11 protein-coding genes are annotated in these 12,673 nt (G+C 65.5%); 3 read left to right on the top strand and 8 right to left on the bottom strand.

Features of this window, described 5'->3' with window-relative positions:
• Positions 1 to 117: 117 nt before the first annotated feature.
• The 3 genes from THL1_RS11075 to THL1_RS11065 all read right to left on the bottom strand — a co-directional run bounded on the left by THL1_RS11075 (position 118) and on the right by THL1_RS11065 (position 2,719).
• A complete protein-coding gene (locus THL1_RS11075; protein ID WP_069083315.1) occupies positions 118 to 1,020 on the bottom strand; it encodes a LysR family transcriptional regulator in 903 nt (300 codons plus the stop codon).
• A 2-nt stretch (positions 1,021 to 1,022) separates the two neighbouring features.
• A complete protein-coding gene (locus THL1_RS11070; protein ID WP_177343826.1) occupies positions 1,023 to 1,919 on the bottom strand; it encodes a LysR family transcriptional regulator in 897 nt (298 codons plus the stop codon).
• A gap of 314 nt (positions 1,920 to 2,233) precedes the next feature.
• Entirely contained in the window at positions 2,234 to 2,719 is a 486-nt protein-coding gene (locus tag THL1_RS11065; RefSeq protein WP_069083314.1) for an adenosine-specific kinase, read from the bottom strand.
• A 395-nt stretch (positions 2,720 to 3,114) separates the two neighbouring features.
• Between THL1_RS11065 and THL1_RS11060 the strand changes: the two genes are divergently transcribed.
• Genes THL1_RS11060 through THL1_RS11050 form a run of 3 tightly spaced genes read left to right on the top strand, consistent with a single transcriptional unit; the run spans position 3,115 to position 7,328 of the window.
• Positions 3,115 to 3,783: an ABC transporter ATP-binding protein gene (locus THL1_RS11060; protein ID WP_069083313.1), complete on the top strand. Its 669-nt coding sequence runs from the start codon at positions 3,115 to 3,117 to the stop codon at positions 3,781 to 3,783.
• Position 3,784: 1 nt separating this feature from the next.
• Positions 3,785 to 6,262, top strand: coding sequence for an ABC transporter permease (locus tag THL1_RS11055; RefSeq protein WP_069083312.1), 2,478 nt, complete (start codon positions 3,785 to 3,787; stop codon positions 6,260 to 6,262).
• A complete protein-coding gene (locus THL1_RS11050) occupies positions 6,252 to 7,328 on the top strand; it encodes a lipocalin-like domain-containing protein (RefSeq protein ID WP_069083311.1) in 1,077 nt (358 codons plus the stop codon). The genes THL1_RS11055 and THL1_RS11050 overlap by 11 nt, the downstream gene beginning before the upstream one ends.
• Positions 7,329 to 8,099: 771 nt before the next feature.
• On the opposite strand, the gene THL1_RS11045 is transcribed toward THL1_RS11050, so the two are convergent.
• The 5 genes from THL1_RS11045 to THL1_RS11025 all read right to left on the bottom strand — a co-directional run bounded on the left by THL1_RS11045 (position 8,100) and on the right by THL1_RS11025 (position 12,642).
• A complete protein-coding gene (locus THL1_RS11045) occupies positions 8,100 to 9,185 on the bottom strand; it encodes an AI-2E family transporter (RefSeq protein ID WP_069083310.1) in 1,086 nt (361 codons plus the stop codon).
• An 85-nt stretch (positions 9,186 to 9,270) separates the two neighbouring features.
• A complete protein-coding gene (locus tag THL1_RS11040) occupies positions 9,271 to 10,074 on the bottom strand; it encodes a DUF4892 domain-containing protein (RefSeq protein ID WP_069086480.1) in 804 nt (267 codons plus the stop codon).
• A 168-nt stretch (positions 10,075 to 10,242) separates the two neighbouring features.
• Positions 10,243 to 11,106, bottom strand: a complete 864-nt coding sequence (locus THL1_RS11035) for an alpha/beta fold hydrolase (RefSeq protein WP_069083309.1) — start codon at positions 11,104 to 11,106, stop codon at positions 10,243 to 10,245.
• Positions 11,103 to 11,906, bottom strand: coding sequence for an alpha/beta fold hydrolase (locus THL1_RS11030; RefSeq protein ID WP_069083308.1), 804 nt, complete (start codon positions 11,904 to 11,906; stop codon positions 11,103 to 11,105). Before THL1_RS11030 ends, THL1_RS11035 begins: the two co-directional genes overlap by 4 nt.
• Before the next feature lie 85 nt (positions 11,907 to 11,991).
• Positions 11,992 to 12,642 (bottom strand): LysE family translocator, encoded by a 651-nt coding sequence (locus THL1_RS11025; RefSeq protein ID WP_069083307.1) that lies wholly within the window; start codon positions 12,640 to 12,642, stop codon positions 11,992 to 11,994.
• Between the last annotated feature and the right edge of the window lie 31 nt (positions 12,643 to 12,673).

The following is a 12,673-nucleotide window of genomic DNA, read 5'->3' as shown; positions in this document are numbered from 1 at the left end:
CGGTTGTTGCGTTGGTGGAGCCATGCTGCGCTCATAGCTGGCTCAGCAGAATCACCACGCAGAGCAATCTATAATTTCGTTTTCCGAAATAAAACGTGGTGGGAAGCCTTCGTCACCTCAGCCCAGAAAGGCTGGATGGGCACGCAGCAAGGGCGTAGCAAAATCGATGAAGGTTCGCACTCGTGCCTCGGCGCGGCGGCCATGGCGGTAGATCAACTGCGCCGGCACACTCAGGCTCGCGAGGTCCTCCAGTACCGGCACAAGCAGCCCGCCGGCCAGCTCATCATGGGCTTCGTAGCTCATGCAACGGATCAGACCCACGCCCAGCGTCGCCGCATGAATGGCTGCACGCTGTGTCGTGCAGGTAAGTATTTGCGCGGGTTTCACCACGCGGGTGGAACGACCGCATGGAAAACGCCAATCCGTTCCGTAGCCTGGAGACGTGCTTACCACAGCGCGATGAGTTTTGAGGTCTTCAGGTGTCTCGGGACGCCCCCACGCGGCCAGGTATCCGGGTGAGCCGCAAACAATTGGCCTGACCAGCCCCAGAGACGTGGCGAAATCGGATGAGTTGGGCAACTGACCGACGACCAGCGCAATGTCGATGCCATCCTTAAGGAGCTTGGGCGCTCCGTGGCTGGCCTGGATTGCCAGGCATACATCGGGATAGACGTCCAGGTAGGACAGGACTATCGGTGTGAACACCTGCACATCCATCAGCAGCGGCACCGCAACCGTCAGTTTGCCATCGGGTCGAGCATGCCGGCCGGCAGCAGAGCGCTCGGCAAGCTCGGTTTGTTCCAGGATGTGCCGACAGCTTTGCGCGAACTGCTCGCCAGCCGGGCTCAGCTCTACACCGCGCGGCCCGCGAATTATCAAGGTGTTGTGAAGGCGCGCTTCCAGGGAGGCGATGGTGCGCATGACGGTCGCGGGTGACAGCTCGAGACGTCGAGCAGCGGCGGCCAGACTGCCGGCCTGCGCCACCGCTTCGAATGCCTGCATCTCGCGAAAGCGGCTCATACCTACCCCAGTGGAACAGCATGCAGTGCCGGATCGGCAAGAAGCCGGCTGGAACAGTAGTCGACGAACGTACGCACCTTGGCAGAGACCCGTTTGCCCCCCTGATACAAGACGTGCGCCGGCAATGCAGGAATCTGATACGCCGCGAGAACGATCTCCAGTTCGCCCTTGTCTACCCACTCGGCCACTTGGTATGACAGCACCCTCGTAAGGCCCCAGCCCATTCGTACGGCATTGATCGCGGCTTGATTGGAGCTGACCATCAGGCGTGGTTTGGGATGAAGGGAGAGGGCGCGCTCGCCGACCCTGAATTGCCACTCGGTAAGCAGGGTGCTCGCCGACGACATCACTATTGGCAGCTCCAGCACATCCCTTGGCTCCGTCGGTCTGCCGACGCGATCAAGAAATGTCGGCGCAGCACACACGACTGGCGCGATCTGCCCAACTCTGATGGCCTGCAGGCCGATGTCGGACAACTCACCTATGCGAATGGAGACATCCAGCCCCTCGTCGACCATGCTCACGAGGCGATCTACCAGCAGAGCGTTTACCGTCACCTCCGGGTATTCTGTAAGGTACTGTGTGATCAGAGGTATTAAATATTGTTCGCCGAACATAACCGGCGCAGTCACTGTCAGGTTGCCCCGAGCGCGAACACTGCTGCCGGTAGCCAGCTCTTCGGCTTCCTCTAGGTCGAGCAGGATGCGCTTGCAGTCATCCACATAGCGCCGCCCCGCTTCAGTCAGGCGTAAGCTCCTGGTGCTACGTGCGAGCAGCAGTGTGCCCAGGCGATTTTCCAGACCAGCTATCACACGAGTTACGCTTGGCGGTGACATCCCCATCAACTTAGCGCCGCCGGCAAAACTCTCCGCTTCCGCGACGGCCAGCAGCACCTTCATTTCCTGAAACCTGTCCACAATCACCGCCAGTTTGCTGAGTGGATTTAGCTGCTAACAACGTAGCGTTTGACGGTAGCCTAATAAAGTCTGTGAAGGTTAGTTTTGGCTGGTTACTGTCAATCTCCACCGGCAGCTTTGGGTCGTTTTGAGCCGCTCGGCTGACCCGCGTAAGTGGTCACCCGTTGCCAATGCGTGGTCATATCGAATGCATATGACTGGTCAGTGGCAAGGGCAACCGCAGGGCAAGTTAGGCGCAATTTCGCGCTTGGTGGTGAGGTCGATTCTTCGGCCTCATCAACGGGGGCGGGCTGCAATCACAGCTTGTAGCCGATCTGCCGCAACAAATTCTTGCGCCAGAGGATGTCGTCGTCGCCTTCGATGTCGTTGACCCGCAAGCCATCCACCACGCCGAGGATGCCGCGGCCCTGTTCCGTCTCGGCAACAATCACTTCGGTGGGATTGGCGGTGGCACAGAAAACCCGGCAGACCTCCGACACCATCTTGATGGCGTTCAACAGGTTCAGCGGGTAGAAACCGTCGCCTAGGAAAATGATGAAGCTATGGCCGGCGGCAATGGCTTGGGCATTCTTCTGGGCCAGCTCGATCATCGCGGCATCGGTGCCAGACCAGCGCACCAGGCATTTGCCCGAGGCTTCGCAAAAGGCCAGGCCAAACTTGATGCCTGGCACGGCACCGACCAAGGCTTCGTGGATGTCCTCGACGGACTTGATGAAGTGGGTCTGACCCAAAATGAAGTTAGTGGCTTCCGGCTTGTCGATTTTCACGGTGATGAGTTGCATCGCCAACCTCCCTTTTCCGATCGGGTTTAACGGCGCGCGAATCATGCGCGGGCCCTGGCCACGCCCCGCGTTGCCGAGCATCCGGCCCTGCTGACCCCGGGCGGCACCATCGGTTGCGCCGGCCAATTAAGCATAGCCATGCCTTGGTCACGACCCGGTTCAGCGCTGGCCGTGCGGATGGGCGGCCAGCCGATCTTGCAGTGGTCCGTGCCGTATGGACGGGCAGGGAAATCGCTGCGGCCGATCCCGACTAGTCTCAGCTAAAGGCACTTCGGCTGCAGCGCGTGACTTACCTCACCGCTCGGCAAAGGCTTCCAGGCCCTGTCGTGCCGGGGGACGTTCTTGGCTGTTCGCCACAGCCATCGCCGGCACAGCCTCGATAGGGCCGTACACCGATGCTCAAGATCCAGGGCCTATGCAAAAGCTACCCGACTCCCCAAGGGCCGCTGGCGGTGCTGCGGGGCATCGACCTCGAACTGGAGGAGGGCGGCAGCCTGGCGTTGATGGGCGAATCCGGCAGCGGCAAGAGCACCTTGCTGCACCTGGTGGCCGGCCTCGACCGCTTCGATGCCGGCAGCATCTGGGTAGCCGGGCGCTCGCTGGCCGCGCTTGATGAAAGCCAGTTGGCGGCCTGGCGGCGCAGCGGGATCGGCCTGATCTTCCAGCAGTTCAACCTGATTGCCAGCTTGCGGGTCGAGGACAACCTGGCCTTCCAGGCTCGTCTGGCCGGCCGCCATGACCCGCACTGGCAGGCGCAGCTGATCCGGCGGCTCGGCCTTGGCCAGTTGCTCAAGCGCTATCCCGAACAGCTCTCCTGCGGGCAGCAGCAACGGGTGGCCTTGGGCCGTGCGCTGGCCGCCAGACCACCTTTATTGCTGGCCGACGAGCCCACCGGCAGCCTGGATGAGGCGACCGGTGACGAGGTGCTGGAGCTGCTGCTGCAACTGCTCGAAGGCAGCACCACCAGCCTGCTGATGGTGACCCATAACCCGCGCATGGCGGCGTGCCTGCAGCGTCGCGTGAGCTTGCAGGGCGGCCGCCTATTGGCGCGAGGCGAGGCCTGACATGCGGATTTTCTACTGGACTCTGAGTGGCCTGTTCAGCCATTGGCGCCGGCATCCCGTGCAGTTCTTCAGTGTGCTGACCGGTCTGTGGCTGGCCACCAGCCTGTGGACTGGCGTGCAGGCGCTGAACAGCCAGGCCCGGGAAAGCTATGCGCGTACCAGCCAACTGCTGGCCGGCGCTGACCAATACGCGCTCAGTGCCCGCAGCGGCGGGCTGTTTGCGCAGCAGTACTTCATCGAGCTGCGGCGTGCCGGCTGGCCGGTATCGCCACTCCTGCAGGGCCGCTTGCGCCTGCGGGGGCAGGCCGAACAGCGCCTGCAGCTGATCGGCATCGAACCCCTGACCTTGCCGGCCGACACCTCGCTGGCCGGGCGGGCGGTCGAGCGCCTGGACCTGGCAGCCTTTCTCGGCCAGCCCGGGCGCACCTGGATTGCCCCCGACACCCTCGAGGCCCTCGGCCTGGCCGCCGGGGCGCAACCGCTGACCGAGTCCGGGCAAGCCCTGCCGCCGCTGGAACTGTGGCCGCAGTTGGCGCCGGGCGTGCTGTTGGTGGATATCGGCGTCGCCCAACGCCTGCTCGACGCACCGCAGCAGCTGTCCCGGCTGCTGTTGGCCGGCGATTTCGCCCGCAGTAATCCGCACTTGCCGCCGCAACTGGCCGAGCACCTGGTACTGAACCGTCGCAGCGAAGCGGCCGATCTGGGCCGGCTCACCGACAGCTTCCACCTAAATCTCACCGCCCTGGGTTTGCTGGCCTTTGTCGTCGGGCTGTTCATCGTGCACGCCGCCATTGGCCTGGCGCTGGAGCAGCGCCGCGCGCTGTTGCGCACCCTGCGGGCCTGCGGGGTGAGCGTCCGCACCCTGCTGGGCGCCCTGGCCCTGGAACTCTGCGGCCTGGCCTTGCTCGGCGGCTTGGCCGGCGTGCTCAGCGGTTACTGGCTGGCCAGCTTGCTGTTGCCGGATGTGGTGGCCAGCTTGCGCGGCCTGTATGGGGCCGAGGTCGCCGGGCAGCTCAGCCTCAGCCCACAGTGGTGGCTCGGCGGGCTGGCCATGAGCCTGCTTGGCGCCTTGCTCGCTGGCGCCAGCAGCCTGCTCAGGGCCGCACGCTTGCCGCTGCTGGCCTGGGCCCAGCCCGAGGCGTGGCAGCAAGCCCAGGCGCTCTGGTTACGCCGCCAGGCCCTGCTGGCCGCGGCGCTCGCCTTGCTGGCGCTAGTCGCGCTGCTGGGCGGCAACAGCCTGATCGCCGGCTTCGTCCTGCTCGCCGCTTTGCTGCTGGCGGCGGCCCTGAGTTTGCCGCTGTGCCTGAACTTGCTGCTGGAGGGCCTGCTGCCGCGGTGTCGCTCGCCGCTGGCACAGTGGTTCATCGCCGACAGTCGCCAGCAGCTGCCGGGTCTGGCGCTGGCGCTGATGGCCCTGTTGCTGGCGCTGGCGGCGAATATCGGCGTCGGCAGCATGACCGAGGGCTTTCGCCAGACCTTTGCCGGCTGGCTCGACCAGCGCTTGGCCGCCCAGCTGTACCTCACCCCGCAAGACCCGCAACAAGCCCTGGCCATAGGCGCTTGGTTGAGCCGCCAGCCCCAGGTTCGCGCGATACTGCCAAGCTGGCGGGTCGAGCTGCAGTTGCAGGGTTGGCCGGCGCAGCTCAACGGCATACTCGATCACCAGGCCTACCGCACCCACTGGCCGCTGCTGAGCGCCAGCCCCACTGCCTGGGAGCAACTGGCCCGGCATGAGGCGCTGATGCTCAGCGAGCAGTTGGCGCGGCGCTTGCACCTGCAGCTGGGCGAGCGCCTGAGCCTGCCGACCCCCAAAGGAGAATGGCCGCTGGTGGTCGCCGGCATCTATGCCGACTACGGCAATCCGAAAGGGCACCTGCTGGTCAATGCCGCGGGTTTGCAACAGCACTGGCCAGGGCTGAGCCCGAGCAGCTACAGCCTGCACCTGCCTGCCACCGAGGTCCCCGAGCTGATGCAGGCCCTGCAGCAGACCTTTGCCCTGGGCAACGACCGGATCATCGATCAGAGCGAACTCAAGGCCTGGTCGACCCGCGTATTCGAACGCACCTTCGCGGCCACCGCCGCGCTCAATAGCCTGACCCTGGGAGTGGCCGGGGTGGCGCTGTTCATCAGCCTGCTGACCCTCGGCCAGGCGCGCCTGAGCCAACTGGCACTGCTCTGGGCACTGGGCGTAGGCCGAGCGCAGCTGGCCTGGCTCAGTCTCGGCCAGACCCTGTTGCTGGCAATGATCACGCTGCTGCTGGCGGTGCCGCTGGGCCTGGTGCTGGCCTGGTGCCTGGTCGCGGTGATCAACGTGCAGGCCTTTGGCTGGCGCCTGCCGCTGCATGTGTTTCCCTGGCAGCTCCTGCAACTGCTGGCCATGGCGGTGCTCGCCACGCTGCTGGCCGCCGCCTGGCCGCTGTGGAAGCTCGGGCGGACCACCCCGGCTGAGTTGCTGAGGACCTTCGCCGATGAACGCTAGCCTGCGCCTGGCGCTTCTCGCGGGCCTGCTGCTCGGCGCCTGCGATGCCGAACCGCCGCCGGGCGAGGGTTTTGCCGGGCTCGGCAGCGCCGCGGCGAACTTTGCCCAGGTGACCCCGGGCCGGGCCTTCAGCTTCCCGGCCGATCACGGCGCGCACCCGGATTACCGCATCGAATGGTGGTACGTGACGGCCAATCTGGAAGATGAGCAGGGCCGTGCCTGGGGCGTTCAATGGACGCTGTTCCGCAGTGCCTTGCAGCCCGGCTCCACGAGTAAGGGTTGGAGCAACCAGAACCTGTGGATGGGCCATGCCGGGCTGACCGGCCCTCATGGCCATCGCTCCGCGGAAACCTTCGCCCGCGGCGGCATCGGCCAGGCCGGCGTCGACAGCTCGCCCTTCAAGGCCTGGATCGACGATTGGCAGTTCAGCAGCCGCAAGCCGGCAAACGCGGGGCTGGGCGAGCTGGACCTGCACGCCAAGGGTGGCGCCTTCAGCTATCGCCTGCGCCTGCTCAGTAGCCTGCCACCGGTGCTGCACGGCGAGCAGGGCTTCAGCCAGAAATCCGGACAAGGGCAGGCGTCCTACTACTACAGCCAGCCGTTCTTCCAGGCCGAGGGCACCATCCAGTTGCAAGGCCGCTTGTACCGAGTAAAGGGCCCGGCCTGGCTAGATCGTGAGTGGACCAGCCAGTATCTGGCGCCCGACCAGCGCGGCTGGGACTGGTTCTCCCTGCATCTGGATACGGGCGAGAAGCTCATGCTGTTCCAGCTGCGCCATGCCGACGGCGCCCACTACCGCGCCGGCACCTGGATCAGCGCCAGCGGCCAGCCCCGCGCGCTGGCTAGCCAGGACATCATCATGACCCCCTTGCAGCACAGTCGGGTCGCCGGCCGTCGGCTACCGACCCGCTGGTCGCTGCGCATCGCCAGCGAGGGTTTTGACATCAGCAGCACGCCGGTGCAGGAAAACGCCTGGATGGATACCCGCTTCCCTTACTGGGAGGGGCCCATCCGTTTCAGTGGCAGCCATCAGGGCGTGGGCTACCTGGAGCTGACGGGGTATTGAGGCAATGTTCTTCAGCAGGGCGCGGGCGATCGCCACGAAAAAGGGGACTGCTTTATTTTCTGCTCTTCAACAGCCTGCCCCGGTACGAGACGAAACCGTACCTCCCCGCCGGACTCCCTTGCTCCCGTACTCGCCACCTATATTCAAAACACCGTGGGCGGACGTGCTGGACGTTCCGTTGGAGAGGGGGCTGGCAAAGCTGCAAAAGCCCTGCAGCTGGCTAGGAGGAAGACAGCAGGCCATCGAGGTCTGCGGAGCAAGCAAACCCGTATGAGCAGTGTGAAGGGCTCGGTTGAAACCTATCTGTCATCGGTGTCTCTGCGGACGGGAAGGTAAAGTCCGCCACTTTGCGTGACTACGCTTCAGCTTTCTTTCCTAAGCCCAAACCCACCGTCACCACGCCTACTCCGAGTAGGCCGTGAACGGCAGCAACGGGTCGAAAGCAGCCGCTTTACCAAACAACGATCCAAGGCTGGCTGTCGATCATCACAGCGCGCAGTTGATGGGGCAGCATTAGAAGGCGATGGGGGGGCATACGTCTGGCATCGCGGAGTTCCAATACAGGGAAGGAAAGTTGCTGTTCCGGAGTCTATGGGGCAACTGCGTTGCCCTTGGCGGATGAATTCGCCCCCACAAGATTGGCGAGCCCTGCCGGGGTCTGCCCGGCCCCCGCCCTGCGCCGGGGCTGTCCGTGGCGGCATGGCAGTTTGTGCCCCGCGGCACCCGCCCTGCCCCATTCAGCACGAATAACTGCAAGCCGCCCCACACTCCTCAGGATGGCCGGTTTTCCTTGTCCTTGGTTTCGGTAGGAACCACTACCTGCGGCTGCGCATGGCCGATCCAGTCGGAAATCAGGCTATAGGCCACCGCCAGCAGCGTGGGGCCGAGGAACAGGCCCATGAAGCCGAAAGCCAGAATGCCGCCGAACACCCCGAGCAGCACCACCACCAGCGGCAGATTGCCCCCCCGGCTGATGAGGTAGGGCTTCAAGACGTTGTCCACGCCGCTGATGACGAACATGCCCCAGATACCGAGGAATACGGCGTAACCGTAGTCGCCGTGCCAGGCCAGCCAGGCGGTGGCCGGCACCCACACCAGCGGCGGCCCCATGGGGATCAGGCTGAGGGCGAAGGTGACGATACTCAGCACCAGGGCGCCGGGTACGCCAGCGATCCAGAAGCCGATCAGCGCCAATACGGCCTGGGCAGCGGCGGTACCGATCACGCCGTTGACCACGCGCTGCACGGTACCGGCCACCAGCGCCAGATAATGCTCGGCGCGATCCCCGATAAGCCGCTCCAGGCCCCGCTCGACGAACAGCGCCATGCGTGGACCATCGCGGTAGAAGAAGAACACCAGCACCAGGCTCAGCACCAGCTCCACCATGCCGCCGCCGATCTGGGCGCTACGCGCCAGTACCCAGTTGCCGGCCTGTCCCATGTAAGGCTTGAGGCTGGCGAAAAAGGCCGCGCCCTGGGCATCGATGGAATGCCAGGCACGTACCAGTCGCTCGCCCACCAGGGGAACCTGCGGTAGCCAGTCCGGCGGCGGCGGCAAACCCTCCACCTGGACGTTTTTTACCAACTCGGTGGCATCGCGCACATGCTCAGCCAGGTTGCCCACCAGCCACACCAGCGGCAAGGCGACCAACAGCATCCAGCCGGCGGTAAGCACGGCGGCAGCGGCGGATTCGCGCCCCTTCAGCAGATTGCTCAACAGCCGCATCAGCGGCCAACTGGCGAATGCCAGCACGGCGGCCCAGAACAGCGCGGAGACGAAGGGCGCGAGCACCCAGAGGCTGGCGCCGAGCAAGGCCAGCAGGAGGATCTGCACCAGCAGTCGGTCGTTGTTGAGCATCCCTGAATCACTCCGGCGAACAGATGAAAGGGCCGTGCCTGCCGTCACGCGAATCATGTCCGGCCGGCACAAGCATAGAGGTGACTCAGCGCAGAAGGTTCAGGTGCAGGCCTGCGGCCTTGTCCTCGCCCAGTTCCAGCCGCGCGGCGCGCACGCCCTGCCCCACCAGCGCTTCGCGCCAGGCTTCGGCGCCAGCCCCGGCCAGGCTGATGCGCAGGGTGCTGTCGAGGTTCAAACAGCGCGCCAACAGGGTCGCCCAGTTGGCCGAAGGCTCGGCCGGCAGGCGCGCCAGGTGCAGTTCGCCGCTGCTTTTGAGTTCACGCATCAGGGTGTCGGGCGTGGGCAGGAGTTCACCCAGAGGCGCCTTGGCGTCCAGTTGCTCGGCATGCAGGTAAGCTCGGCGGTTGCCACGGGTGATGCTGTAGAGGGCCAGCAGGCTGTCCTGGCGCGGCGCGGCCAGGCGCAGCAGCAGATAGGCCTGCTGCTCGTCCGGGCCGTACAGCTTGGCATTGCCAAAGATAGCGTTGGCCCACAGGTTGCTAGAGCCGCAGTCGCGCCCCTGGCACCAGTAGAGCAACTCGGCGCCGCCATCGAGCAGCTCGCGGCGAGCGCGGTCGAAGGCATCAAAGGCGCTGTGGTCCGCGGGCAGGCGGTAGGTCACCGAGGTCTGGCGGCCTTCGGCATCGACCTTGCGCTCCATGCGCAGCTTGTTGCTGATACGGCGGATGGAGCTCTGCGGATAGACCCGTTCCTGATCGGGGGTCTCGCGAAAATCGGTGATCTCGGCGTGGGGGAATCGCGGCAGCGCCGTCAGGTCACGGCTATCGGGCAGGTCGGCGGCCTGGACGGATGCAGCCAGCAGAAGGCCGGCAAGAAGAGTGAGGCGCATGCGCATCCTTATCGATAGGTCCTGGAGTGAGCAGTCTGGACCAGCTTTGCGGCCTTTTCCTGCCGTTCGCCCCTGGCCGCGCCATGCCGTGCGCCGGTTCCGAGAAGGTCGATCATCCCAGTGCTCCTTGACCAAAAGCCGCCAGCCTTCCCGGTTGGCGGGTGCAAGTCAAGGAAGGGCGAAGAAGGGATTGAAACAGTCTGCTACGGCCTGGGCGCCCGCCTCGTCGTCCAGATGCAGGTGATGCTTGCCGGGGAGGCGCTGAACATCGAAGGCCAGCCCGTCCAGCAGGCTGGCGAACTTTGGCTCCACATGCAGCAGGCCCTCCTCCGCCAGCACCAGCATGGCCGGGCACTTCACGGCCTGGGCGAACGCCAGGGCGTGGGCGCGGGTCAGGCGCAGCGGCGAAGGCAGGGTCAGGCGGCTGTCCGTGCGCCAGGTGTAGCCACCGGGAACCGGCATCAGCCCGCGCTGCGCCAGGCGCTCGGCAGCCTCGCGACTGACTCCGCCAGTGCCCCGCATGCGCGCTTCAACGGCACGATCGATAGCGGCGTAGACCGGTTTGCGCTTGCCCGGCAATGCCAGTTGCGCACGCAGGGCCTCGCCAAGTTTCGCGGGAGCCTGGTCGGCTTCGCCGGTGTAGGGCATCAGGCCGTCGATCAGGGCCAGGCGCTCGACCCGCTCGGGCATCGCGCCAGCCAGCATGACCGAAACGATGGCACCCATGGAGTGACCGAGCAGGGAAAAGCGCTCCCACCCCAGTTGTTCGGCCACCAGCAGCACATCGGCGACGTAATCCCACAGCAGGTAACTGGCCCCCGGCGCACGATGCGCCGACAGGCCGTGACCGGCGAAATCCAGGGCGACGATTCGCAGCCCCGGCAAAAGCGGCGCCAGGCGGGCGAAGGTGTTGGCGTTGTCCAGCCAGCCGTGCAGGGCGATCACCGGCTGGCCGTCTTCCGGACCATAGAGGTGCGCCGCCAGCTCGATATGCGGCAGGTTGAGACGGATTTCTTCGACCTGGGCACTCATGCGCGAGACTCCTGACGGCGGCCGTCCCAGCGGCCGAATACGGATTTGAGCAGTTCGGCGGTTTCCTGCGGACGCTCCAGGGGGAACATATGCCCGCCGGGCAACGACAGGTACTCACCCTGCGGCACGCGCTTGAGCAACCGCGCGTGATGGGGCAGCACCACCTTGCTGTGGCGCCCGCGCACGAGGGCCAGGGGGACCTGGAGTTGCTGCGGGCGACCCGGGGTGAGGTGGGGCACGCTGCGGTAGATGCTGATTTCGGTGGCCGCGTCGAATTTCAGCCGCAGGCTTTCGCCCTGGCGTGCCAGGCCGTGCTGGACGTAGGCATCCAGGCATTCCGGGTCGAAACGGCGGAACAGCGTCTTGCCGGCGAAATAGTCGCGGGCCTCGCTGACGTCGCCAAACACCTCGCGGCGGCCAAGGGTACGTCCGGCCGGCGTGATGCGATCAATGAAACCGAAGCGCTTGGCAGCGCGAATGACGATGCGGTCGGCCAGGGTCAGCACCGGGGAATCCAGCATCACTACGCCGCGGTAAAGGTCGGGCCGGCGCAAGGCGGCGTGATAGTGCAACACGCCCCCCAGGGAATGGCCCAGGCCCCAGACCGGCTCGCCGCGACCGGCCAGGTGATGGATCAGCTCATCCACCAGGTTTTCCCAGTTGTCGTTCACCGGGAAGCGCGGGTCATGGCCGTGCTGCTCCAGGTGCTCGACGCGAAAGTCCGGGGCCAGGGCGGCAAAGAGCTTGCCGTAGGTGGCGGACGGAAATCCGTTGGCGTGGGCGAAGAAAATGGTGTGCATGGCATCCGGCTCGTCGGGGAATGCCGGGGATTTTCCGGCAGCCCCGCGAGGACGGCAATGACTGTAACCGCCAGTGATGACGGCGCTATTGCCAAAAGCCCGGTACCAGCAGGCGCCCCACCAGCCCCAGCGCCACCAGCAGGAACACCAGCCCACAGGCCAGGTCGATGGCCGGCGCGGCACGCAACAGACGCTGCTGGTTGCGGCCACGGGTAAGTGCCAGGCCCAGCACGCTGAACCAGGCCAGCCCCATGGAGAATAGAATCGCGGCGACCCCCAGCTTGCCGGCGATGGACATATCCGCCGGGATCAGCCCTGACAGCAGGGCCAGGAAGAACACCAGCGCCTTGGGGTTGAAGAGGTTGGTGGCCAGCCCGCGCAGCCACGGACCCAACACGGAAGGTGACAGGGTGCCACCGAAGGCCCCGGCATCGCCCTGCCCGCGCCGGCACCAGCCACGCACAGCCCCGATGCCGAGCCAGCCCAGGTAGCTTGCGCCCAGCAATTGCAGCAGGTCGAAGAGGATGGGCGAACGGCTCACCAGCAGCGCCACGCCGGTCAGCACCAGGGTACCGTGGACCAGGATGCCGCAGGCCAGCCCCAGGGCGCTGAGCAAACCGGCACGGCGCCCCTGGTGCATGGCGGTACGAACCACCAGCGCGACATCGGGACCGGGACTGACAAGGGCGACGGCGAACACGGCCGCCAACGACAGCAAGACGGAAGTCTCCTGCATGGACGCTCTCCAGGATCTTGGGGATTTCAGT

It is taken from the genome of Pseudomonas sp. TCU-HL1, from assembly GCF_001708505.1.
In the GTDB taxonomy this organism is placed as follows: Bacteria; Pseudomonadota; Gammaproteobacteria; order Pseudomonadales; family Pseudomonadaceae; genus Metapseudomonas.
The sequence above is the reverse complement of the archived record's forward strand: the minus strand, read 5'-3'. Positions and strand labels throughout refer to the sequence as shown.

Coding starts and splice junctions, on each gene's coding strand:
- THL1_RS11075 (WP_069083315.1), bottom strand. CDS start 1,020: ATGAGCCGCTTTCGCGAGATGCAGGCATTCGAAGCGGTGGCGCAGGCC.
- THL1_RS11070 (WP_177343826.1), bottom strand. CDS start 1,919: ATGAAGGTGCTGCTGGCCGTCGCGGAAGCGGAGAGTTTTGCCGGCGGC.
- THL1_RS11065 (WP_069083314.1), bottom strand. CDS start 2,719: ATGCAACTCATCACCGTGAAAATCGACAAGCCGGAAGCCACTAACTTC.
- THL1_RS11060 (WP_069083313.1), top strand. CDS start 3,115: ATGCTCAAGATCCAGGGCCTATGCAAAAGCTACCCGACTCCCCAAGGG.
- THL1_RS11055 (WP_069083312.1), top strand. CDS start 3,785: ATGCGGATTTTCTACTGGACTCTGAGTGGCCTGTTCAGCCATTGGCGC.
- THL1_RS11050 (WP_069083311.1), top strand. CDS start 6,252: ATGAACGCTAGCCTGCGCCTGGCGCTTCTCGCGGGCCTGCTGCTCGGC.
- THL1_RS11045 (WP_069083310.1), bottom strand. CDS start 9,185: ATGCTCAACAACGACCGACTGCTGGTGCAGATCCTCCTGCTGGCCTTG.
- THL1_RS11040 (WP_069086480.1), bottom strand. CDS start 10,074: ATGCGCCTCACTCTTCTTGCCGGCCTTCTGCTGGCTGCATCCGTCCAG.
- THL1_RS11035 (WP_069083309.1), bottom strand. CDS start 11,106: ATGAGTGCCCAGGTCGAAGAAATCCGTCTCAACCTGCCGCATATCGAG.
- THL1_RS11030 (WP_069083308.1), bottom strand. CDS start 11,906: ATGCACACCATTTTCTTCGCCCACGCCAACGGATTTCCGTCCGCCACC.
- THL1_RS11025 (WP_069083307.1), bottom strand. CDS start 12,642: ATGCAGGAGACTTCCGTCTTGCTGTCGTTGGCGGCCGTGTTCGCCGTC.